The sequence below is a fragment of the Sphingomonas azotifigens NBRC 15497 genome, assembly GCF_002091475.1.
Lineage (GTDB): Bacteria > Pseudomonadota > Alphaproteobacteria > Sphingomonadales > Sphingomonadaceae > Sphingomonas > Sphingomonas azotifigens.
In genome coordinates, this window is record NZ_BCTR01000035.1 from 41,037 (window position 1) to 62,040 (window position 21,004).

General features: G+C 68.3%; 24 protein-coding genes. 6 read left to right on the forward strand and 18 right to left on the reverse strand.

The genetic code is table 11. The annotated features are described in order from the left end of the window. Window positions 1-210: 210 nt before the first annotated feature. From SAZ01S_RS13390 to SAZ01S_RS13410, 5 genes are all read right to left on the reverse strand, one after another. Window positions 211-1,509: a hemolysin family protein gene (locus tag SAZ01S_RS13390; RefSeq protein WP_084582770.1), complete on the reverse strand. Its 1,299-nt coding sequence runs from the start codon at window positions 1,507-1,509 to the stop codon at window positions 211-213. A gap of 76 nt (window positions 1,510-1,585) precedes the next feature. Continuing rightward, a complete protein-coding gene (locus SAZ01S_RS13395) occupies window positions 1,586-2,089 on the reverse strand; it encodes a hypothetical protein (RefSeq protein ID WP_084582771.1) in 504 nt (167 codons plus the stop codon). A 64-nt stretch (window positions 2,090-2,153) separates the two neighbouring features. Continuing rightward, a complete protein-coding gene (locus tag SAZ01S_RS13400) occupies window positions 2,154-2,582 on the reverse strand; it encodes a nucleoside deaminase (RefSeq protein ID WP_084582772.1) in 429 nt (142 codons plus the stop codon). A 249-nt stretch (window positions 2,583-2,831) separates the two neighbouring features. Further along, on the reverse strand, window positions 2,832-3,011 hold the full coding sequence (locus SAZ01S_RS13405) for a YqaE/Pmp3 family membrane protein (protein ID WP_245824849.1): 180 nt from the start codon (window positions 3,009-3,011) through the stop codon (window positions 2,832-2,834). A 2-nt stretch (window positions 3,012-3,013) separates the two neighbouring features. Continuing rightward, a complete protein-coding gene (locus SAZ01S_RS13410; protein WP_084582773.1) occupies window positions 3,014-3,262 on the reverse strand; it encodes a hypothetical protein in 249 nt (82 codons plus the stop codon). A 148-nt stretch (window positions 3,263-3,410) separates the two neighbouring features. Between SAZ01S_RS13410 and rpmB the strand changes: the two genes are divergently transcribed. Beyond that, window positions 3,411-3,710: a 50S ribosomal protein L28 gene (gene rpmB, locus SAZ01S_RS13415; protein WP_084582774.1), complete on the forward strand. Its 300-nt coding sequence runs from the start codon at window positions 3,411-3,413 to the stop codon at window positions 3,708-3,710. A 66-nt stretch (window positions 3,711-3,776) separates the two neighbouring features. Here rpmB and SAZ01S_RS13420 read toward each other — a convergent pair whose 3' ends face one another. The 4 genes from SAZ01S_RS13420 to SAZ01S_RS13435 all read right to left on the reverse strand — a co-directional run bounded on the left by SAZ01S_RS13420 (window position 3,777) and on the right by SAZ01S_RS13435 (window position 8,976). Next, window positions 3,777-4,772: an esterase-like activity of phytase family protein gene (locus tag SAZ01S_RS13420; protein WP_084582775.1), complete on the reverse strand. Its 996-nt coding sequence runs from the start codon at window positions 4,770-4,772 to the stop codon at window positions 3,777-3,779. A 200-nt stretch (window positions 4,773-4,972) separates the two neighbouring features. After that, the gene (gene phbB / locus SAZ01S_RS13425; RefSeq protein ID WP_084582776.1) at window positions 4,973-5,695 is read right to left on the reverse strand and encodes an acetoacetyl-CoA reductase; all 723 of its coding nucleotides are present in this window, start codon (window positions 5,693-5,695) and stop codon (window positions 4,973-4,975) included. A 33-nt stretch (window positions 5,696-5,728) separates the two neighbouring features. Further along, entirely contained in the window at window positions 5,729-6,736 is a 1,008-nt protein-coding gene (gene hemH, locus SAZ01S_RS13430; protein WP_084582777.1) for a ferrochelatase, read from the reverse strand. Beyond that, window positions 6,733-8,976, reverse strand: a complete 2,244-nt coding sequence (locus SAZ01S_RS13435; RefSeq protein WP_084582778.1) for a xanthine dehydrogenase family protein molybdopterin-binding subunit — start codon at window positions 8,974-8,976, stop codon at window positions 6,733-6,735. The genes hemH and SAZ01S_RS13435 overlap by 4 nt, the downstream gene beginning before the upstream one ends. A 131-nt stretch (window positions 8,977-9,107) precedes the next feature. Between SAZ01S_RS13435 and lgt the strand changes: the two genes are divergently transcribed. The 4 genes from lgt to pgeF are packed head-to-tail and all read left to right on the forward strand — an operon-like array spanning window position 9,108 to window position 12,355. Continuing rightward, window positions 9,108-9,986, forward strand: coding sequence for a prolipoprotein diacylglyceryl transferase (lgt, locus tag SAZ01S_RS13440; protein ID WP_139810073.1), 879 nt, complete (start codon window positions 9,108-9,110; stop codon window positions 9,984-9,986). Between the two features lie 10 nt (window positions 9,987-9,996). After that, a complete protein-coding gene (locus tag SAZ01S_RS13445) occupies window positions 9,997-11,091 on the forward strand; it encodes a class I SAM-dependent methyltransferase (protein ID WP_084582779.1) in 1,095 nt (364 codons plus the stop codon). Continuing rightward, entirely contained in the window at window positions 11,088-11,591 is a 504-nt protein-coding gene (locus SAZ01S_RS13450; protein WP_084582780.1) for a GNAT family N-acetyltransferase, read from the forward strand. The genes SAZ01S_RS13445 and SAZ01S_RS13450 overlap by 4 nt, the downstream gene beginning before the upstream one ends. Beyond that, window positions 11,588-12,355: a peptidoglycan editing factor PgeF gene (pgeF, locus tag SAZ01S_RS13455; RefSeq protein ID WP_084582781.1), complete on the forward strand. Its 768-nt coding sequence runs from the start codon at window positions 11,588-11,590 to the stop codon at window positions 12,353-12,355. Before SAZ01S_RS13450 ends, pgeF begins: the two co-directional genes overlap by 4 nt. Window positions 12,356-12,470: 115 nt before the next feature. Here pgeF and SAZ01S_RS13460 read toward each other — a convergent pair whose 3' ends face one another. From SAZ01S_RS13460 to SAZ01S_RS13480, 5 genes are read right to left on the reverse strand one after another with little or no spacing between them, the layout of a single operon-like run. Then, window positions 12,471-13,382, reverse strand: a complete 912-nt coding sequence (locus tag SAZ01S_RS13460) for a hemolysin family protein (RefSeq protein ID WP_084582782.1) — start codon at window positions 13,380-13,382, stop codon at window positions 12,471-12,473. Between the two features lie 8 nt (window positions 13,383-13,390). Beyond that, window positions 13,391-13,900, reverse strand: coding sequence for an rRNA maturation RNase YbeY (gene ybeY, locus SAZ01S_RS13465; protein ID WP_084582783.1), 510 nt, complete (start codon window positions 13,898-13,900; stop codon window positions 13,391-13,393). Beyond that, window positions 13,900-14,295: a type II toxin-antitoxin system VapC family toxin gene (locus SAZ01S_RS13470; protein ID WP_084582784.1), complete on the reverse strand. Its 396-nt coding sequence runs from the start codon at window positions 14,293-14,295 to the stop codon at window positions 13,900-13,902. The genes ybeY and SAZ01S_RS13470 overlap by 1 nt, the downstream gene beginning before the upstream one ends. Then, window positions 14,292-14,549 (reverse strand): hypothetical protein, encoded by a 258-nt coding sequence (locus SAZ01S_RS24225; RefSeq protein ID WP_084582785.1) that lies wholly within the window; start codon window positions 14,547-14,549, stop codon window positions 14,292-14,294. Before SAZ01S_RS24225 ends, SAZ01S_RS13470 begins: the two co-directional genes overlap by 4 nt. Before the next feature lie 37 nt (window positions 14,550-14,586). Further along, window positions 14,587-15,597 carry a PhoH family protein gene (locus SAZ01S_RS13480; RefSeq protein WP_084582786.1) on the reverse strand — a complete coding sequence of 337 codons (1,011 nt, stop codon included), beginning with the start codon at window positions 15,595-15,597 and terminating at the stop codon, window positions 14,587-14,589. A gap of 531 nt (window positions 15,598-16,128) precedes the next feature. Here SAZ01S_RS13480 and SAZ01S_RS24455 point away from each other — a divergent pair. Next, window positions 16,129-16,734: a PEPxxWA-CTERM sorting domain-containing protein gene (locus SAZ01S_RS24455; RefSeq protein WP_084582787.1), complete on the forward strand. Its 606-nt coding sequence runs from the start codon at window positions 16,129-16,131 to the stop codon at window positions 16,732-16,734. 26 nt (window positions 16,735-16,760) lie between these two features. On the opposite strand, the gene SAZ01S_RS13490 is transcribed toward SAZ01S_RS24455, so the two are convergent. The 4 genes from SAZ01S_RS13490 to SAZ01S_RS13505 all read right to left on the reverse strand — a co-directional run bounded on the left by SAZ01S_RS13490 (window position 16,761) and on the right by SAZ01S_RS13505 (window position 20,949). After that, window positions 16,761-18,110, reverse strand: coding sequence for an alginate export family protein (locus SAZ01S_RS13490; RefSeq protein WP_245824851.1), 1,350 nt, complete (start codon window positions 18,108-18,110; stop codon window positions 16,761-16,763). Between the two features lie 62 nt (window positions 18,111-18,172). Then, the gene (miaB, locus tag SAZ01S_RS13495) at window positions 18,173-19,483 is read right to left on the reverse strand and encodes a tRNA (N6-isopentenyl adenosine(37)-C2)-methylthiotransferase MiaB (RefSeq protein ID WP_084582788.1); all 1,311 of its coding nucleotides are present in this window, start codon (window positions 19,481-19,483) and stop codon (window positions 18,173-18,175) included. Window positions 19,484-19,667: 184 nt separating this feature from the next. Next, window positions 19,668-20,549: a lysophospholipid acyltransferase family protein gene (locus SAZ01S_RS13500; RefSeq protein WP_439951227.1), complete on the reverse strand. Its 882-nt coding sequence runs from the start codon at window positions 20,547-20,549 to the stop codon at window positions 19,668-19,670. After that, window positions 20,527-20,949: a Fur family transcriptional regulator gene (locus tag SAZ01S_RS13505; RefSeq protein WP_010543711.1), complete on the reverse strand. Its 423-nt coding sequence runs from the start codon at window positions 20,947-20,949 to the stop codon at window positions 20,527-20,529. The genes SAZ01S_RS13500 and SAZ01S_RS13505 overlap by 23 nt, the downstream gene beginning before the upstream one ends. Between the last annotated feature and the right edge of the window lie 55 nt (window positions 20,950-21,004).

A 21,004-nucleotide genomic window follows, 5' to 3' on the forward strand; every position in this document is an offset into this window, starting at 1 on the left:
GGTAATCGCGTTCCGCCTAATTACTCCGTCATCCCGGCGGAAGCCGGGATCCATTCGCGCCGAAGTGGCAGTTCTTTCCCCCAAACGCACAGGGCAATGGATCCCGGCTTCCGCCGGGATGACGATTGTGCTTGAGCGCCGCGGTGCCAGATTTCAAATGTGCGCTGCCTTGGCGCGGACGGCCAAGCCTGACGAGGACTAGAAGCCCCCTTACCCCGCGCGGCTCACCAGCAGCTTGTCGATCTTGCGGCCGTCGAGGTCGACGATCTCGAAGCGCCAGCCCTGCTCGGCGAACGCCTCGCCTTCGCCCGGCAGGTGCTTGAGGATGGCCAGCGCCAGCCCGGCCACGGTCGCATAATCGCGGTCCTCGGGCAGGTCGATGCCCAGCCGCTCCGCCAGCTGGTCGGCCGGGGTCGCGCCCGCCACCAGCAGCGAGCCGTCGTCACGCACGACGATGTGCGGGTTGTCGCCCGGCTCCGAATCCGATGCGAATTCGCCGGCGATCGCCGCGAGCAGGTTGGCCGGCGTCACGATGCCTTCGAAATGGCCATATTCGTCGTGGACCAGCCCCATCGGCACCTCGGCCTGGCGCAGCGCGGTGAGCGCGTCCATAGCATCGACCTGATCCGGCAGCACCGGTGCCTTGCGCATCAGCTTGCGCAGGTCGAGCGGCTCGCCGCGGAACAGCGCAGCGGCGATGTCGCGCGCCTGCACCACGCCGATTACTGCGTCGATCGAGCCTTCGGCGACCGGCAGGCGGGTGTGCGGCGTCGCCAGCAGTTCCTCGCGGATGCCGGCGCCGTCGAGGTCGACGTCGAGCCAGTCGACCTGGGTACGCGGCGTCATCACCTCGCGCACCGGTCGATCGGCGAGGCGGACCACGCCCGAGATGATCGAGCGTTCATGCTCCTCGATCACGCCCGACTTGCTCGCCTCCGCGACGATCAGGTGCAGCTCCTCGGCCGTCACCCGGTTTTCCGATTCGCGGTTGAGGCCGAGCAGGCGGAACACCATCCCGCTCGACGAATCGAGCAGCCAGACGACCGGCGCCGTGCCCCAGGAGAGCCAGCGCATCGGCAGCGCCATCGCCGCCGCGATCGGCTCGGGCGAGCGCAGCGCGAACTGCTTGGGCACCAGCTCGCCGATCACCAGCGAAAAGAAGGTGGTGAGGCCGATCACCAGCGTGATGCCCAGCGTATGGGCAAGTTCGGCGGAGAGGCCCAGCGCCTCGATCCGCTTGCCCACCGGCTCGCCCAGGCTGGCGCCCGAATAGGCACCGGCGACGATGCCGATCAGGGTGATGCCGATCTGGACGGTGGAGAGGAACTTGCCGGGATCCTCGGCCAGTTCGATCGCCGTCTTGGCGCCGCGATTGCCGAGTCGGGCCAGCGCCTCCAGCCGTGCCGGGCGGGCGGATACGATCGCCAGCTCCGACATGGAGAAAATGCCGTTGATCGCGATCAGCACGAAGATGATCGCTACGTCGATCCAGGGAAAAGGCGCGCTCATGGTGCACCGCCCTCATATCCGCAGCGGCGCCCTCTTCACAACCTTTTGCAGTGCGAAGATGATTTAGCGCCGCTGCCTACAGCTTCTGGGCAGCCAGAACGGCCGGGTCGCTGGCGAGGCCGTGCAGATAGGCGTGGCGCTCCGGCGAGCCCTGCTTGAGCCCGCGAAGATGTCGCTGCTGCGCCGCGGTGAGCTGGAACTGGGTGTAGCCCCGCGCTCGCAAGCAGTTCGATACGGTGTCCTGCAGCAGCGTCCGCACTTCCCGCATGCGCTCCGCCGGGCGGGTGCGCTCGACGATTCGGCTCGAATCGCCCGCGATCTGGATCGTCCGGTCGAGATCGCCGGCCACCCGGAGATTGGCTTCGTTGTTCTCGAGCTGGGCCGATGCCTGCTGGAACACCTTGGCCGCCTCGGTATTCGACACATCGAGATAATAGCCCTCGCGCCCGCAGGCGACCGCATCGGCGCGATAGCTCTCCAGCGTGACGCCGGGCTTGCCCCAGCTCAGAATCGGCCGCTCCGAGGCCAACGCCGCGGCGGGAAGCAGCAGCAGTCCGGCAAGGCAATGCAGCGATCGCATCGGTACCTCTCCCGTTTTTCCGCACGCTACACCGATTGCGGTGGAGCGGCCAGCCGGCCTGGCCTCAGCGCCGCGCGCGGAAGAAGTCGCGCAGCACCGCGCCCGCCTCGGCCTCGCCGATACCGGCATAGACTTCGGGCCGATGGTGGCAGGTCGGCTGGCCGAACAGGCGCGGCCCATGCTCCACCGCCCCGCCCTTGGGATCGCTCGCCCCATAATAGAGCCGGGCGATTCGGGCATGGGCGATCGCGCCGGCGCACATCGCGCAGGGCTCGAGCGTGACCCACAGGTCGCAATCTTCCAGCCGGTCGCGGCCGAGCAGCTGCGCGGCGGCGCGAATCGCCAGCATCTCGGCATGGGCGGTCGGATCGTGGCGCGCGCGCGGCGCATTGGCGGCAGTGGCGATGATGGCGCCGTCCCGCACCACCGCCGCGCCGACCGGCACCTCGCCCTGCTCGGCCGCAGCCCGGGCAGCGGCCAGCGCGGCGCGCATCGGAGGGGGCAAGGGAAACATCGCCCCCGGCTTAGCGGCCCGGCGCCGGGCGGTCACCTGCTCTCAGCCAGCGGGGGCTATCCCAGTTGGAAGTTGAAGGCCGCCGCGCGTCCGACCCATCGTCATCCCGGCGAAAGCCGGGATCCATTGCCCTGTGCGCTGGGGGAAAGAACCGCGACATCAGTGCAAATGGATCCCGGCTTCCGCCGGGATGACTCGGTATTTTGACTGAAGGCCATCGCCCTGCCCTCAGAGAGAGGCACGCGGCTCCGGTCGCCGGAACAACCGCCACAGCGCGTACCCCGCGCCCGGCACGAAGCCGAGCAGCGTGAGCCCGCAGGCGATCTGGAACGTCCGCCCCGGCCCCTCCGCCAGATACACGCCCAGCGGCGGCAGCAGCGCCGCCGCGGCGAGACGGCCGGGCGGCACCGTCACTTCGGCGAGGGCGTCGGTTCCGGCGCCTTCTGCACGTCGATGGTCGGCAGCTTCACCTGCTTGTCCTTCATCTCGACGGTGGGCACCCGGACCGTGCTGTTCGATTCGCCGAGCGATACCTTGCCGGTCTCCGCCGCGACCGTCGGCAATTGCCCGCCGCGAACATCGACGTTCAGGAAGCCCAGCGCGATCAGCACCACGGCGATCAGCACCAACACCCCCAGCAATCCCAGGATTGCGCGCATCCCAATCTCCTCCTATTCGTTTCACCTGCCCAACGCCCCGGCGGCGTGCGGGTTGCGCGCCCTTCCTCGTGAATCGGTTGACTGCAGCGCGCATCGACGCTAACAGCGCGGCCTTTCCGGCTTTCTGCCCAACTCAGGATTTGAAGCGATGTCGCGCATTTGCGAGCTGACCGGCAAGGGCCGGCAGGTGGGACACAATGTTTCCCACGCCAACAACAAGACCAAGCGTACGTTCCTGCCGAACCTGCAGAACGTCACGCTGATCTCCGATTCGCTCGGCAAGAGCATCCGTCTGCGCGTGTCGACGCACGGCCTGCGTTCGGTCGAGCATGTCGGCGGCCTGGACAACTGGCTGCTGAAGTCGCGCGACGAGGATCTCTCGCTGCGCGCGCGTCGTCTGAAGCGCGAAGTGCGCAAGGCGACCACCGGCACCGCCGAAGCGGCCTGATCTTTTCCAGATCAACGGTTTGGCCCGCTACTGCACGGCAGTGGCGGGTTTTTCCGTGTCTGGCGCCTAGAGATCCAGCCGGAACTTGAGCAGCAGCGTCTGCTGCCACCAATGCTCGTTGTCGTCGGACACCATCCACAGCACCAGCGAATCGCCTTCGCGCTGCACCGCCAGGCCCTCGAAATTATCGTGCTGCAGCGGCGGCGAGAAATCGGCGATCTCGGTGCCGCGCAGTACCTGCCCGGCATGCAGCCCGCGCAGATCGACCAGGACGATCTTCGCGGTGAACAGCGAGGGGATCGCGAATCGCCGCACCAGCACCAGCAGCCGTCCGTCGGGCAACAGCACCGCATCGCTCGGATCATAGCCCGGCGGGGGCTCGAAGGTCAGGCGCTGCGGCTGCGGATTGCCCTGGGTGGGATCGTGCGGGAACAGCAGCACCTCGCGCTGCGACACCGGCCCGCCGCGCGGGCGTGCGGTCTCCGCGAGCACCAGGAACCGGCCGTCCGGCAGCCGCACCATCGATTCGGGGCCGCCGTTGCGCGGCCAGCGCTTCATCGCGCGCGGAAAGGCGCGGCCGGTTTCGCGGCGAAGGTCCGGATCGAACCGGAAGATCGCGTTGTACGATTCGAATCCGGCCCAGAAGGTGCCGGTCACCAGATCGCGGGTCAGCGATTCGGAATCGCGATCGCCCTTGTACACGCTGATGCCCGGGCCGGCGGGCAATTCGCCGAATCGAACGTCGAACGGTCGCCAGTCGGCGCCCATGCGGAAGCGCACGACATTGCTGCGGTCGCTCACCAGCGTGATTCGGTCCCCGTCGACGCTGAGTGCGGAAAAGCCGGAAAAGCCGAGATCGGGGCTGCTCAGTCGCAATCCGCCCAGATACTGGAGCCGACCCACGGTACGCAGCGCCGGATTGCCGGGTGCGAGCGGCACCTGCTCCGCATGCATCACCGGGTGGTCGCCGAACGGGATGCGCGGTTCCTTGCCCGACGCGGCGAGAAACAGGTAGGAGAGCGCCAGCGGAGGCAGGACGAGCAGGCGGAGCCGAAAGCGCATGCGCCCTTCTTAACGCGTCCGCGCCGGTCCGCCAGTGCTGCACGTGCGAAGATGAACGGCAAATAACCAAGTCGTTCAGGGTTCGCTCAACGGAACCGCTCTAATCAGAACGGGTTGTACGCGTACATTTGCTCTCGCGTAGCGTATCGAGAGACGCCGGGGGCCGGATCCGCAAGGATCCGGCCCCCCTGTTTTTGCGCTCAGTACATGTGCTGGCCGCCGTTGATCGACAGCGTCGATCCGGTGACGAAACCGCCTTCCTCTGCACACAGGAACGCCACCGCACGGGCGATTTCGTGCGCCTGGCCCAGCCGGCCCACGGGAATCTTCGCCACGATCTTCTCCAGCACGTCCGCCGGCACCGCCGCGACCATGTCGGTATCGATATAGCCCGGCGCGATCGCGTTAACGGTCACGCCGAACCGCGCGCCCTCCTGCGCCAGCGCCTTGGTGAAGCCGTGGATGCCGGACTTGGCGGCGGCATAGTTCACCTGGCCGTACTGGCCGGCCTGGCCGTTGATCGAGCCGATATTGACGATGCGGCCCCATTTGCGGGTGCGCATGCCCGGGAACACCGCATGCGCCATGTTGAAGCAGCCGCCCAGATTGATGCGGATCACGTCTTCCCACATCTCGCGGGTCATCTTCAGGATGGTGCCGTCGCGGGTGATGCCGGCATTGTTGACGACGATGTCGACCGGGCCGAGTTCCGCTTCCACCTGCTGCACGCCGGCGGCGCAGGCGTCGAAATCGCCGACGTCCCACTTATAGGCCTTGATGCCGGTACGTTCGGTGAAGGCGGCGGCCTTCTCGTCATTGCCGGCATAGTTGGCAGCGACGGTGATGCCCGCCTCCTTGAGCGCCAGGCTGATCGCCTCGCCAATACCGCGGGTGCCGCCCGTGACGACCGCTACACGTGCCATGTGCATTCCTCTCCAATCAAACCCAAGAATTGGCTAGGCGGGGTTCACCCAGCCGGCAAGTTCGCGCCCGATGATCTGTCGCAGCAACTCCATGCCCGCCGCGCTGTCATTGAGACAAGGCAAATATGCGAAATCGGTTCCTCCGGATCGGAGGAAGGATTCGCGACCGCGGATCGCCAGTTCCTCCAGCGTTTCCAGGCAGTCGGCCGAAAACCCCGGCGCCACGATCGCGACGCGGCGGATGCCCTTGGCGGGCAGTGCCTCGAGCGTGGTGTCGGTTGCCGGCTCCAGCCACTTCGCGCGGCCAAAACGCGACTGGAAGGTGACGATCAGTTCGCGGCCCAGCGCCTCGCCGAGCAGCCGCCCGGTCTTGCGGCAATGGCAATGATAGGGATCGCCCAGCTCGAGCGTCCGCTGCGGCATGCCGTGGAAGCTGGCGATCACCGCATCGGGGGTGAAGTCGAGACCGGCGAGCCCGGCTTCGACGCTGGCCTTCAAAGCATCGATATAGGCGGGATCGTCATAATAAGGCGGCAGCGTACGCAGCGCCGGCTGCCAGCGCATCGCCATCAGCGCGGCGAAGGCCACGTCGTTGGCGGTCGCGGTCGTCGCCGCGCAATATTGCGGGTAGAGCGGCGCGACCAGGATCCGCTCGCAGCCCTGCGCCTTGAGCGCGGCGATCTGCTCGCCCACCGCAGGCTTGCCGTAGCGCATCGCGTGCAGCACCGTCACGCTCGCCCCGAACGCGCCCTCCAGCCCGCGCGCCTGCGCCTTGGTGATCGCGGCCAGCGGCGAGCCGTCCTCGCGCCACACCTGGCTATAGGCATGCGCCGATTTCTTCGGCCGGGTGCGCAGGATGATGCCGCGCAGGATCGGCTGCCACAGCAAGGGCGGGATCTCGACCACGCGGCGATCCGAGAGGAACTCGCCGAGATAGCGCTTCACCGCATCGGGATCGGGTGCATCGGGCGTGCCGAGGTTGACCAGCAACACGCCCACACGCGCGGGCGGGATCTTGGGATGGGCCGCAGGCAGAGTCATTCGGCATCCGATAGCAAGGGCAGGCGGCGAAAGCGCGTGCCGGTGGCGGTTTGTAACGCGTTGGCGATGGCGGGCGCGGCCGGCGGCACGGCGAGTTCGCTCACCCCGCCCGGATCCGATCCGCTCGGCAGGATCTCCACGGTGATGTCGGGCGTGGTCGCCAGGGTCGGCAGGTTGAGATCGGCGATGGTCTGAACGTCGGCGATATTCTCGCTGAACGTGGTCGCCGCACCGAGCGCGGCGGCGAGGCCGAACAACAGGCCGCCCTCGATCTGCTGGCGGACAAGATCGGGGTTCACCACCCGCCCGCAATCGACCGCCGCGACCAGCCGCTCGACGACGATCTCGCGCTGCGGCGTCAGGTGCGCCTCGGCCATCACCGCGATGTACGAGCCGCGAAAGGCGTGCGCGGCGAGCCCCTGCCCGCTGCCCGGCTCGCCACCTTGCCAGCCGCCGAGCTGCGCCGCGGTCTGCAGGCAGCGCGCGAGCCGCGGCTGGTTGCCGAGCATCGCCATGCGGAACGACAGCGGATCGCGGTTGGCGACATGCGCGAGTTCGTCGACGAAGCTCTCGGCGAAGAAGCAGGTGTAGCTGTGGGCGCCCGAGCGCCAATAGCCGGTCGGCACGCCGATCTCGGCCGGGTGATGGTCCACCGCGAGGTTCGGGATCGCATAGATCGGTGCTGCGCCCTCGACCGCGGAGGGATCTTCCTTGCCGGGCAGCGCCAGCCCCGCCGCGGCAAGCGCATCGCCGGCGAGCAGCCGCGCCGCCAGCTCGCGGCCGGTGGACGGTGCGGCGATCTTCGCCAGCCAGGCGGAGACGGTGCCGCCCTGCCCCAGCTTGGCGGTGAGCCGGGCGGCGGCGGCGGGGCGGAAACGGTCGCGCCGCAGATCCTCGTCGCGCGGCCAGGTCAGTTGCACCGGGCGACCGACCGACTGCGCAATCAGCGCCGCCTGCACCGCTGCGTCGACCTCCAACTTGGCACCGAACGAGCCGCCACCGAGCATCGCATGCACCGTCACCCGCGCCGCATCCAGACCCAGCGCCTTCGCCGCCGCCGCGCGCGCGAGGCCCGGCGCCTGGGTCGGCAGCCACAGCGACAGCCGGCCATGCGCATAGTCGGCGGTGCAGGTCATCGGCTCGAGCGGGGCATGGGGGGCAAGGCCGACGCGATAGTCCGCCGTTACCACCCGCGCGCCGCGAAACTCGGTGGCGAGATCGCCCTTCGCCTCGATCCGCGCACCCTCGCCGTCCAGCGCGGCATCGAGCGCGGCGTCGATGCTGTCGTCGTTGACCATCGCTGCCGCGTTGCGGAAGCGCGGGCGCAGCGCCTGGAGCGCGCGCTCGGCCGCCCACCAGTTGCTCGCCACCGCCGCCACCCATTGCTTGGTGGTGACGATCGACAGCATCCCGCGCACGCGGTTCGCCGCCTCGCGATCGACATGCACCAGCTCGGTCTCGCCCACCGGCCCCTGCCGGATCGCGGCGAACACCATGTTCGGCAGGCGGATATCGGCAGCGAAGTTGGCGCTGCCGTCGAGCTTGGCCGGCGCGTCGAGCCGGGGCAGCGGCTGGCCGTGCAGGCGCCCGGCCTCGCCGCCGCGCAATGGCGGCTGCGCCGGTGCCTTCTCGTGCGCCGCGGCCTCGGCAAGCTCGCCGAACCCCAGCCGCTGGTTGCCGTGGATCACCATGCTGCCGGCCGTGCCGCAGGCCTGCCAGTCGACGCCCCAGCGCCGCGCCGCCGCCTTGCACATCAGCACCCGCGCCGCCGCGCCGGCCTGGCGCAGATCGTCCTCGAAGGCACGGACCGACGTGGACGCGGCGGTGAGCATCAGGTCGGCGCGCGCGGCATGGCTGCGCTGCACCTTTTCGGGCAGGCCGCCCAGCGCGGCGGCGAACAGCGTCTGCGCCGCCAGCGGATTGGCATAGAGCGGGTTGAGCGGCGCCGGCTCGACGCCGACCAGCTTCCAGTCCGCGCCCAGCTCGTCGGCGAGGATCTGCGGAAGCGCCGTATAGACGCCCTGCCCCATCTCCGCCTGCGGCACCGCCACGCGAATTTGCCCGTCCTTGCCGATCTTGAGCCAGGCGCCGAACAGGCTTTCGCCGGGCCCCGCAGCGAGGTTGGGCGCATAGCTGCGCGGCCAAAGCCCCCAGGCGACCACCAGCCCCAGCCCCGCGCCGCCACCGATCAACAGCCTGCGCCGATCGAGCCTGATCCGGGGTGGAGTATTGCCAGCCATCGCCCGGCTCTATCGCGGGCGAGCGCCCCGCGCCAGCATGGGCTTTCGATCAGCCTGATCGCTCCCCCTTGGGTTTGCGGCGTTTTGGCTCTATCGCGAGGGCCTGTCGCATTTCACGCCGGGGAAATACCGTGCTGCCAACCCTGCTTGCCGCTGCCGGCGGACATCTTCACTACACCGATCTCCACCTCAATCCGGTGGCGATCGACCTGCATTTCTTCCAGATCAAATGGTATTCGCTCGCCTATATCAGCGGCATCCTGCTCGGCTGGCTGTACCTGATGAAGCTGCTCGCCGCGCCCGGCGCGCCGATGGCGCGGCGCCATGCCGACGATCTCGTCTTCTACGCCACGCTCGGCATTATCCTCGGCGGCCGCATCGGCTATGTGCTGTTCTACGCGCCGGACATGCTGCACAATCCGCTGCAGGTGCTGATGCTGTGGGAAGGCGGCATGAGCTTCCATGGCGGCGTGCTCGGCACCTCGCTCGCGATCCTCTGGCTCGCCCGCCAGCACAAGCTCAACTGGCTGCGCATCCACGATTATGTCGCGTGCTGCGCGCCGTTCGGGCTGTTCTTCGGCCGTCTCGCCAACTTCGTCAACGGCGAGCTCTGGGGCAAGCCGGGCGACGTGCCCTGGGCGATCGTGTTCCGCGGCACCGTCGCCGCCGGCATCCCCGAACCGGCCCGCCACCCCAGCCAGCTCTACGAAGCGGGGCTCGAAGGCCTGCTGCTGTTCGCGGTGATGTGGTTCTTCTTCTGGCGCACCGATGCGCGCTACCAGCCCGGCAAGCTCACCGGCATCTTCCTGCTCGGCTATGGCTGCGCGCGCTTCTTCGTCGAATTCTTCCGCGAGCCCGATCGCCAGCTCGTCTGGCTGGTCGACCTCACCGGCCTGCACATGGGCCAGTGGCTGTGCCTGCCGATGATCGCGGGCGGCCTGTTCCTGATCGCCACCGCAAACGGCCGCCGCAAGCGGGTCGAGGCGATCACCGGGCCGAGCGTCGCCTGACCGGACCGTCATGACCAATCCGCTCGACGCCGCCCCCGACGAACGCCGCGAGAATGCCGCCGAACCCGCGCTGCCCGAGCGGCTGGCGCGGGCGATCACCCTCGCCGGGCCGATCCCGCTCTCGCAGTTCATGGGTGCGGCCAACGCGCATTATTACGGCACCCGCGATCCGCTGGGCGCGCGGGGCGACTTCACCACGGCGCCCGAGATCAGCCAGATGTTCGGCGAGCTGCTCGGCCTGTGGCTGGCGGACCTGTGGGACCGCGCCGGCCGGCCCGACGCCGCCCGTTATGTCGAGTTCGGCCCCGGCCGCGGCACGCTGGCGGCGGACGCGCTGCGCGCGATGGACAAGGCGGGGTTCGCGCCGCCGGTCGACTTCCTCGAGACCAGCCCGGTCCTCCGCGCCGCGCAGAAGGAACGCGTGCCGCACGCCGAATGGCATCTCGACCTGGTCGGTCTGCCCGAGGATGCCCCGCTGCTCGTGGTGGCGAACGAGTTCTTCGACGCGCTGCCGATCCGCCAGCTGGTGCATACCGCGCAAGGCTGGCGCGAGCGGCTGGTCGCCTGCCAGGACACGCTGTTCCTGCCAGTAACCGGCGATCGCGGCTTCGACGCGGTGATCCCGCAGGCGCTCCGCGATGCCGCGCCGGGGGCGATTCTGGAGACCTCGCCGGCCAGCGTGGCGCTGCTCCGCAAGCTCGCCCAGCGGTTGCTCGCCCAGGGCGGCGCGGCGCTGATCCTCGACTATGGCTATGAAGGCCCGGCGATCGGCGACACGCTGCAGGCGGTGCGCGGCCATGCCTTTGCCAATCCGTTCGACGCGCCGGGCGAAGCGGACCTGACCGCCCATGTCGATTTCGGCACGCTCAAGGAAGCCGCCGAGGCCGAGGGACTGACCGTCCATGGCCCGGTGACCCAGGGCGATTTCCTCAAGGCGCTCGGTATCGACGAGCGCGCCCGCGCGCTGGCCCGGGTTGCGCCGGAGCGCGGCGATGCCATCGCCGCCGATCGCAACCGACTGGTAGGCGACGACCAGATGGGGTCGCTGTTCAAGGTGCTCGCGCTCACCGCGCCGGGCTGGCCGGTGCCGGCGGGGTTCGCATGACCTTCCGCGACGCCACCCCCACCGATGCCGCCGCGATCGACGCGCTGTTCCGCGCCAGCTTCCAGGCGACCTTCGGGCACCTCTATGCGGCCGAGGATCTCGCCAGCTTCCTCGCCAAGTTCACGGTCGCAGGCTGGGCCGAGGAACTGGCCGATCCGGCCTTCGCCTTCCGGGTAATCGAGGATGCGGAAGGCATCGCCGGCTATTGCAAGCTGGGCCCGATCAGCCTGCCTGCCGCGCCGGAAGGTCCTGCGATGGAACTGCGTCAGCTCTACCTGCTGGATCGCGCCAAGGGCAGCGGCGCCGCCCAGGCGCTGATGGACTGGGCGCTCGCCACCGCCCGCGCGCGGGGTGCTGCCGAACTCTGGCTTTCCGTCTATATCGACAACCATCGCGCCAAGCGCTTCTACCAGCGCTACGGCTTTGAGGATCGCGGACCCTATGCCTTCATGGTGGGCAACCATGCCGATGAGGATCGGCTGATGCGGCTGGCGCTGTGAGCGGCGTGCAGGTCCATCGCGCCGGCGCGCTCGACGGCGTGCCGCACGGCTTTCTCGGACGGGTCGGCGGGGTCTCGACCGGCATCGTCGCCGGGCTGAACGTCGGGCTGGGTTCGGACGACCTGCCCGGCGCGGTGGCCGAGAATCGCTGCCGTGCCGTCGCCGCGGTGCTGCCGGGCGCGCGGCTGACCACGGTCTTCCAGATCCACTCGGCCGATGCCGTCACCGTGCTGGCGCCGTTCGACGAGGCGCTGCGCCCGCGTGCCGATGCGCTGGTGACCAACCAGCCGGGCCTGCTGCTCGGCATCCTCACCGCCGATTGCGCGCCGGTGCTGCTCGCCGATCGCGAGGCGGGCGTCGTCGGCGCCGCACATGCCGGCTGGAAGGGGGCGATCGGCGGCGTCACCGATTCGACGATCGCCGCGATGGAGGGACTGGGCGCACGCAGCGACCGGATCGTGGCCGCGGTCGGCCCGTGCATCGCGCGGGCGAGCTACGAGGTCGACGCCGGTTTCTTCCGCCGCTTCTGCGAGCAGGACCCGGCGAACGAGCGCTTCTTCGCCGATGGCCGGCCCGAGCATTTCCAGTTCGACCTGGAGGCCTATGTCGTCCACCGGCTGGCGCGCGCAGGCGTGCGCACGATCGAGGCGCTGGGCCTCGACACCTATGCCAACGAAGACCGCTTCTTCAGCTTCCGCCGCGCGACGCATCGCGGCGAGCCCGATTACGGCCGGCAGATCAGCCTGATCGGTTTGGCGGGGTAATCACACTGATCGTCATCCCGGCGAAAGCCGGGATCCAGTCGCCTCTCGGTCGCGGCAGGAGCCGTACCGGAGACCCCAATGGATTCCGGCTTGCGCCGGAAGGACAGCTAATGTGCTACGCCGCGTCTTCCACCCGAACGTCGGGGGGATGCAGCCGCAGGCGGTTGACCTTGCGCTCGTCGGCATCGATGACCTCGAGCTTCCAACCGCTGTCATGCTCCAGGCATTCGCCGACTTCGGGCACATGCCCGGCCAGCACGAAGGCGAGGCCGCCGATGGTGTCGACATCCTCCTCCACCTCGCCAAGCCGCGGATCGACGGTGTCCGCTACATCCTCCAGCTCGGCGCGGGCATCGGCCTCCCAGCCGCCGCCGTCGATCGGCACGATCAGCGCCGCCGGCGCCTCGTCATGCTCATCCTCGATCTCGCCGACGATCTCCTCGATCAGGTCCTCGATCGTGATCAGCCCCTCGGTGCCCGAATATTCGTCGAGCACGATCGCGAGGTGGGTGCGCTTCACTCGCATCTGCGCGAGCAGATCGAGCGCACCCATCGATTGCGGCACGTAGAGCGGCTGGCGGATCAGCCCGGCGATGCTCGGCGGGTGCGCCTCGCCCTTGGCCAGGATCTCGAACACGTCCTTGATGTGGACCATGCCGATGATCGTATCGAGCTCCTCGCGATAGACCGGCAGGCGGCTATGCCCTGCCTCGGCAAAGAGCTGGACGAGATCGGCGAAGCTGGTCTGCTCCTCCACCGCGATGATGTCGGCGCGCGGCACGCCCACGTCGCCGGCATCGCGCTCGCCGAAATGCAGCAGGTTCTTGAGCATCTGGCGCTCGATCGGGGCGAGGTCGCCGGCCGGCGCGGTGCCGCCGTCGCTCTCATGCTCCTCGATGGCTTCTTCCAGCCGCTCGCGCAGCGTTTCTTCCTGTTCCTCGCCGAACAGGAGTGCGCGCAGACTGCGCCAGATGCCCCCATTTTCGTGTCGGTGTTCGGGCGAGCCGGTACTAGGGCCCTCGTTCATGCTGGTGTTCAATCCTCGCGTACGGGATAGGGATCGTGCAGGTTCAGCGCCGCCATGGCGGCCTGTTCCATCGCCTCCATGGCTTCCGCCTCGCCATCCTCGATATGGTCATAGCCTAGCAGATGCAGCATGCCATGGACAATCAGATGCGTGGCATGATCGTCCACGGAAATGCCGCGCTCTTCCGCTTCCACCGAACAGACGCCGTGCGCAAGCACGATATCACCCAGCAATACTTCGCCATCATCGCTGTTCTGGGTGACCGCATCGAGCAGATCGGGCTGGATCATCGGGAAGGACAGCACGTTGGTCGGCTTGTCCTTGTGCCGGTACTGGCGGTTCAGCGTATGGACTTCGTCGTCGCTGGTGAAGCGCACCGCGACCTCGATCGCGGTCGGCCAGCCCTTCCATTCGGCATAGGGCGTCTGCGTGATCGCCGCCTCGGCGGCGCGCAGCGCGAGCGCTTCCCACTCGCCTTCCGGCCAGGGCGATTCGAGCAGGGCGGCAACGTCAAGCATCAGGCGAGGTCCGTCTTGGAGAAATCGTCGCCCTTGTAGAGCAGACGCGCATCGTTCGTTATGGCGCACGCATAGGCGAAGCAGTCGCCCATGTTGAGCTTCGCAGGGTGAAGCCCCTTGCCGTAGCGCGCAAAGCAATTGAGCGCCATTTGGCCTTCCAGTGCGCCGATCGCAACGATTTGAATCGCTTTCAAGGCGAGCAGGGCATCGACCGATTCAGCCGCGTAACGCCAGTCATATTCACGCGCACGCCGCAGGGCCACGATCGCCTCCCACCGCGCCATTGGCGACGTGACCCGTCGCTCGTCGGCATCGAGCCGATGCGCCAAGTCTGCCGCACCTTCTTCACCCGCAATAATCGCCACCAGGGCAGACGCATCGACGAATAACGTCACACGTCATTCTCACCGCAAAGATCGTCGAAAAACGCCTTGTCCGCCAGCAAACCGGTGGGCGGCGGTAGCGGATGATCCCGCCAATATTCCACCAGCCATTGCGGGGCTTCGGGATTGCGCCGCGTGCGATCCAGCCCCTCTTCAAACTCGCGAAGCCCGCGCTCGATCGCCGCTTCCACCGACATGCCAAGACGCCGGGCAAGACGCGTGATGCGGCCCGTGATCTCGGGATTGTCGATTTGAATGGCACCCATGGTCCGCACGCTCCGCCTTAGCGCCAGTGATTATAGATCAACTGCCGTCGCCCTCATAGGCCGCAACGATCCGGCCGACGATCGGGTGGCGCACCACGTCGCCCACCCCGAAGCGCACCATCGAGATGCCCTCGACGCCTTCCAGCCGGTTCACCGCGTCGTTCAGCCCCGAGGCATTCGGCCCGCCGGGCAGATCGGTCTGGTTGGGGTCGCCGCAGATCACCATCCGGCTGTTCTGGCCGAAGCGGGTAAGGAACATCTTCATCTGCATCGGCGTGGTGTTCTGCGCCTCGTCGAGGATGACGAAGGCATCGGCCAGCGTGCGGCCGCGCATGAACGCGATCGGCGCGATCTCGATCTCGCCGCTAGCGATGCGCCGCTCTACCTGCTCGGCTGGCAGGCAGTCGTAGAGCGCGTCGTAGATCGGGCGGAGATAGGGGTCGACCTTCTCCTTCATGTCGCCCGGCAGGAAGCCCAGCCGCTCGCCCGCCTCCACGGCCGGGCGCGACAGGATCAGCCGCTGGACGCTGCCGGTGATCAGCTGCGCCACCGCCTGCGCCACCGCCAGATAGGTCTTGCCGGTACCCGCCGGCCCGAGCGCGAAGATCAGGTCGTTCGAGGCGAGCTCGCGCATGTAATGCGTCTGCGTCACCGAGCGCGGCACGATCGTCTTCTTGCGCGTCCGGATCATGATCGCGGGCTTGGGACCGCCGTTGCCCGCCGGTTCGGCGCGGACGATCCCGGTGAACATCGGCTCGCTCGACATCGCAATCACCGCATCGATCAGCCCGCCATCGACATCCTCGCCGCGGATCACGCGGCTGTGCAGTTCCTGGAGCACCTCGCGGGCATGCGCCACCGCCTCGGCGGTGCCTTCGATCACCACCCGCTGGCCGCGCGCGTGGATGTACACGCCCAGCCGCTCCTCGAGCATCAGCAGGTTGGAATCGAACTCTCCGAAGAGCTGCGGCAGGAGCTGGGGCTTGTCGAAGGTCACCTCTACGCGGGAACGTTCACCCGACTGGGCTGGGACAGGCTTGCGGCTCATGCGGTCCTTTCGGTGTTGGCGCGGGGCGCGGGGATCACGCGGCCCCGGAGGGGCAAACCTTGGCATGGTGCGGAGGTTCCTTGGCGCATGTCGTCGAACAAGATGGCAGACGCGGGCGCGGCTGCACAGGGGGTGCGTGCGTTCCGTCCGCAATGCCGCGCGCGTGTGACGCGGCTGCGACACTCTGCCTCCCGCGCCTCCGGCCGGGTCGAGGGTCGTCGCGTGCCGAAACGGGATCGCCGCGCGCCCTGGCCGGCTTGGAACCGCGGCCCGCACCGGCTAACCGTACCGTCATACATCAGTAACAATCAAGGTTCGCGATGAAGTATCTGCTTCGGGGCGCGCTCGCATGCACGCTCCTGTTCTACGCCGGCTCGGCCCTTGCCGCGATCGCAGGCGTGCCGATCAATTTGGGACAGGGCTGAGACGCAGTCCCATGGGAGTGAGACGGATTCCCGCAACGCCGCCGTCGAGCGCTCCCGACACAGCTTGTACAAGCGTGTCGACATTTTCTTGCAAAGGAACCGCAGAATGAAGTTCGCCGTCGCGGCGTTTGCCGCCGCCCTGCTCGCCTCGACCGGCATCGCCCAGGCAGCACCGATCCTCGACACGGGTGCCGGCGGCACCAATGTCAGCCGCGCGGCGGCCGTGACCGAGACGCACAGCGTCGCCGGCTATTTCGATCTCACCAAGGCGGTGACGGTCGACGGCATCTTCGGCTGGATCGGCGGCGACGAAGGCGCACGCCTCACCGCCAGCATCTATAGCGAGATCGATTTCGTGCCGGCGAAGCTGCTGTTCTCGGCCAATTTCGTCAACACCGGCATGATCGGCTGGCAGGGCGCCGATTCGCTGAAATGGGCGCTCGGCCCGGGCTCCTACTTCGTCGTCTTCTCGGCAACCGGCGATTCCACCAGCTACATGCCGGGTGGCGTAAGCCAGCCGCTGGTCGCGTACCTCCATGGCGGCGAAGGCGATTGGCGCCGCCTGCGCGAGCAGAATGCCGGCATCCGCCTGACCGGCACCACCGGCGGCGCCGTGCCCGAACCGGCCGCCTGGGCGATGCTGATCGGCGGCTTCGGCTTTGCCGGCGCAGCGATGCGCGGCCGCCGCAAGCGTCCGGCGGCGCTTGCGTGATCCCCGTGTAGCCGAGATTTCCTCGGCTACAGGTTCACCAAAAGGTTGAACGCGACATATTTCGTCCAACACCCCGGCGGGGCGTTGGGCGCCTCGCGCAGGAAGCGGCCCTTGGCGAACAACACCGCATCGCCCTCCAGCCGCACCGCCTTGCTCACCCGGTAGCGCACCCGGCCATCGAGCTGGTGCCCGGCAAAGGTGCCGGACCGCCCGCGCGGATCGCGAACCCCGCTGCTCGAAAAGCTGTCGGTACGATCCGCCAGCCACATGGGCCGATAGCTCAGCATCAGCTCGGTCCGCCCACGCGCCGCATCGGCCTGCACCGACGGCGCGACGACGTTGCTGCGCGCGATCGCATTGTAGAGCCCGGCCGGCGCCAGATCGGCGCGGCGCATCCCGAACAGCGTATCGAACCGGCCATAGCGGCCGCCCGGCGCATCACCGCTGGCATAGTCGAATGCCGCCATCAGCCGCGGCTTCCACGCTCCCGTCCAGCTATAGCCCAGGCGCCCATGGACGAACCAGGCGCGCACCTGCTGGCGCGGTGCACCCCCCGCGAGGCTGGTGGAGAGCGAACCGGTCTGGCCGATCGCCTCCACCTCGTAATCGATCCTGGTCGCCGCAGGGTCGCGCACGATGCGGATGCCGGCGGTATCGAGCGAACGGTCGCGCGTCGGCCAGCCGGGCGTGTCGTGCTCGCCGAGATGAAAGTAGCTGGTCTCGATCAGCGCGGACCCGATCGCATGGGCGCGGCTGACAAGGCCGCCCCACAGCACCAGCGCCGATCCCTCGCGATCGATCGCGGGCTGGTTGGACAGGAGCGCATCGATATCGTCCGGACGCCGGCGCTCCGGCATGGTGTAGATCGCCGTCGCCGCCCAGGCCCCTTGGCTCCAGTCGACGCGCAAGCCGGTATAGCCGTTGGTGGTGTTGCGATAATCGTCGGCCGCGACCAGCCGCCGCGACCCCAGGTTGAGCAGGAAACGACCGGTCTGGACGCGCAGCTTCGATCCGCGTCCCAGCGCATCGCCCAGGTCGAGCTGCAGATAGGCCTGCACCGGCTCCAGCGTATTGACCTCGCCCGTCGTCACCGGCGAACGGCGATTCCCGCCATAGACGCGGCTGTCCCACAGCTCGCCCACCACGCCCACCGGCCCGTGCTGGTAGCGGGCGAGCAGCGTCGTGCGGAAATTCAGCAGTTCGTCGCTGCTGTTGAACCCAGCGCGCGCCTGCCCGTCGATCGCCTCAAAGCGAACGCGTTCGCTGGCGGCGAGGCGCAGGCCTTCGGCCGACGGCGGCATCACGCCCTGCGCATGGGCGGCCGCAGCCAATCCCATCGCCAGCGCCACGGCAATGCCCTGCCCGCACCGCTTCACTCCGCCCCCCGCTTTCAGCCGCTTGGCGGCCGAACGCTTTTAGGCGAGCGGGTGGGCGCCGGTCACGCGGAAACGGGCGCCAGTTCGCGACCGGCCAACGAGTTGGGACCCGCGCTGACCAGTTCCACCTCGATCAGGTCGCCGATCTTCGCGGTCGTCTCGAGATGCACCGACTGCAGCCAGGGCGACTTGCCGATCATCTGGCCGGGGCGGCGGCCCACCCGCTCGATCAGTACCGAACAGCGCTTGCCGACGCTCGCGGCGTTGAACGCCTGCGAATCGCGCGCCAGCGCTGCCTGCAGCCGCTGCAGCCGCGCGTCGGCCACTTCCGCCGGCAGATACTGGTCGACCCAGTCGGCCGCCGGGGTGCCCGGACGCGGCGAATATTTGAAGCTGAAGCACTGGGCATAGCCGACCGCGTCGACCAGCTGCAGCGTCTCCTCGAACTCGGCCTCGGTTTCGCCGGGAAAGGCGACGATGAAATCGCCCGACAGCGCGATGTCCGGCCGCGCGGCGCGCACGCGCTCGAGGATGCGGAGGTAGGAATCGCGGGTGTGGCTGCGGTTCATGGCTTTCAGGATGCGGTCGCTTCCGGCCTGCACCGGCAGATGCAGGAACGGCATCAGCTTGGCCACATGGGCGTGCGCCTCGATCAGCCCCTCGGCCATGTCGTTGGGGTGGCTGGTGGTGTAGCGGATCCGCGCCAGCCCCTCGATACGGTCTAGCGCGACGATCAGGTCGTGCAGCCCGCGGCCATCGTCATCGCCCCAGGCATTGACGTTCTGGCCGAGCAGCGTGATCTCGCGCGCACCGGCATCGACCAGCGCCTTGGCCTCGTCGACGACCGCAGCATAGGGGCGGCTGACTTCGGCGCCGCGAGTATAGGGCACCACGCAATAGGTGCAGAACTTGTCGCAGCCTTCCTGCACGGTGAGGAACGCGCTCGGCCCCACCTTGCGGCGCGCCGGCAGCTTGCCGAACTTGCTGGCGATCGGCATGTCGGTGTCGAGGCCGAGCTGGCCTTCGGCTGCCTTGGCGACGAGGTCCGGCAAATTGTGATAGGCCTGCGGGCCGACCACCACGTCCACCTTGGCGCGGCGCGCGATTTCCTCGCCCTCGGCCTGAGCGACGCAGCCGGCCACCGCGATCATCGGCTTGCCGGCCTCGCGCAGCTTCAAGCGCCCGATCTCCGAATAGACCTTCTCGGTCGCCTTTTCGCGAATGTGGCAGGTGTTGAGGACGACGAGATCGGCCTGGTCCGCCTCGGCGGCGACGAGGCCCTGCGCGGCCATCAGCTCGCTCATGCGCTCGCCGTCATAGACGTTCATCTGGCAGCCGTACGACTTGACGTGATAGGTCTTGGGGGTGGTCATGATCGGCGCGCCTATACGCGGAAATGACGGCAGAAAACAGGCCTGTGGGACTCCCTAGAAGTCCGCGCTCCCCTCCCGCTTGCGGGAGGGGTCGGGGGAGGGAACGACGTGGTAGAAGCGCCGCAGCGTTCCAGCCCCTCCCCTAGCCCCTCCCGCAAGCGGAAGGGGAACGCAGGTGGCGCGTTCAGCCCTGTCCTTCCGCCGGCGTCTTGTACCCAATGGGATCATCCGCAAACCGGAACGGCCGCAGCGGCTGCCCGAGCGTGCGGACCAGCGCCGCCTCGATCCGCCGCCGGCTCTCCGCCGCGATCGCCTTGCGGCCGGGGAAGTCGCGCGGGTCGAAGGGCTCCAGGAAATGCACCCGCAGCCGGAAGCGCTTGCTCCGCGCCAGCACCCGCTTGGCGTTGTTCAGTCCCCGCTCCTGCCCGATCCAGGCGACGTCCTCGCCCGCAGCGCCATAATCGAGCATCACCGGCTGCACCATCACGCCCGGCGGCGGCGGTTCGAGCACGCGCAGCATCGGCGTCTTGAACGGCAGCAGCGACTTGCCGTCGGTGGTCGTGCCTTCAGGGAAGATCGTCACCGCCCAGGTTTCGGCCAGCGCCTCGCGCAGTTGGTTGATCTGTTCGGCGACGCCCATCCGGTTCTCGCGCTTGACATAGACGGTGCGGTTCAGCCCGGCGAGCCAGCCGACCAGCGGCGACGCGCCGATCTCCGCCTTGGCGACGAACGCCGTGCCGCTCGCCCCGCCCAGCGCGAGGATGTCGATCCAGCTGATGTGGTTGGCGACGTAGAACACGTCGCGCTTCAAGGGCGTGCCGACACGCTTCACCTTGGCGCCCGCGATCCGCGCCGCGCTCGCCAGGAACAGCCGCGGCCAGGGCGAGGGCAGCCGCACCAGGCGGAACAGGTAATGGAGCGGCAGGTGGACGAGCAGCGCCAGCAACAGCCGCGCGATGCGGAACCACACCCGCACCAGTTCGGTGCCGGTCAGCCGCGTCGGCAGCCCCTGGGTCGCATCCTCGCGGCGGCGCCGGGCGCGCTCAGTTCTTGCGGTCGAGCGCAACCCCGTACAGTTCCATGCGATGGTCGACGAGGCGGAAGCCCAGCCGCTCGGCGATCTGCTTCTGCAGCAGTTCGAGCTCGGGATCGACGAACTCGATCACCTTGCCGCTCTCGACGTCGATCAGGTGATCGTGATGCGCCTCGGGCGCGGGCTCGTAGCGGGCGCGGCCGTCGCCGAAATCGTGGCGGTCGAGAATGCCCGCCTCCTCGAACAGGCGGACCGTGCGATATACCGTGGCGATCGAGATGCCCGGATCGATCGCGGCGGCGCGCTCATACACTTTTTCCACGTCGGGATGGTCGTCCGCGTCGGAGAGAACGCGCGCGATCACCTTGCGCTGTTCGGTGATGCGCAGCCCCTTTTCGTGACAGAGCGCTTCGAGATCAATCTTGCGAGCCATGGCCCCGCTGTAGCGCCATTGGCGTCATCGGAAAAGGGCAAGCCGGTCGGTCACG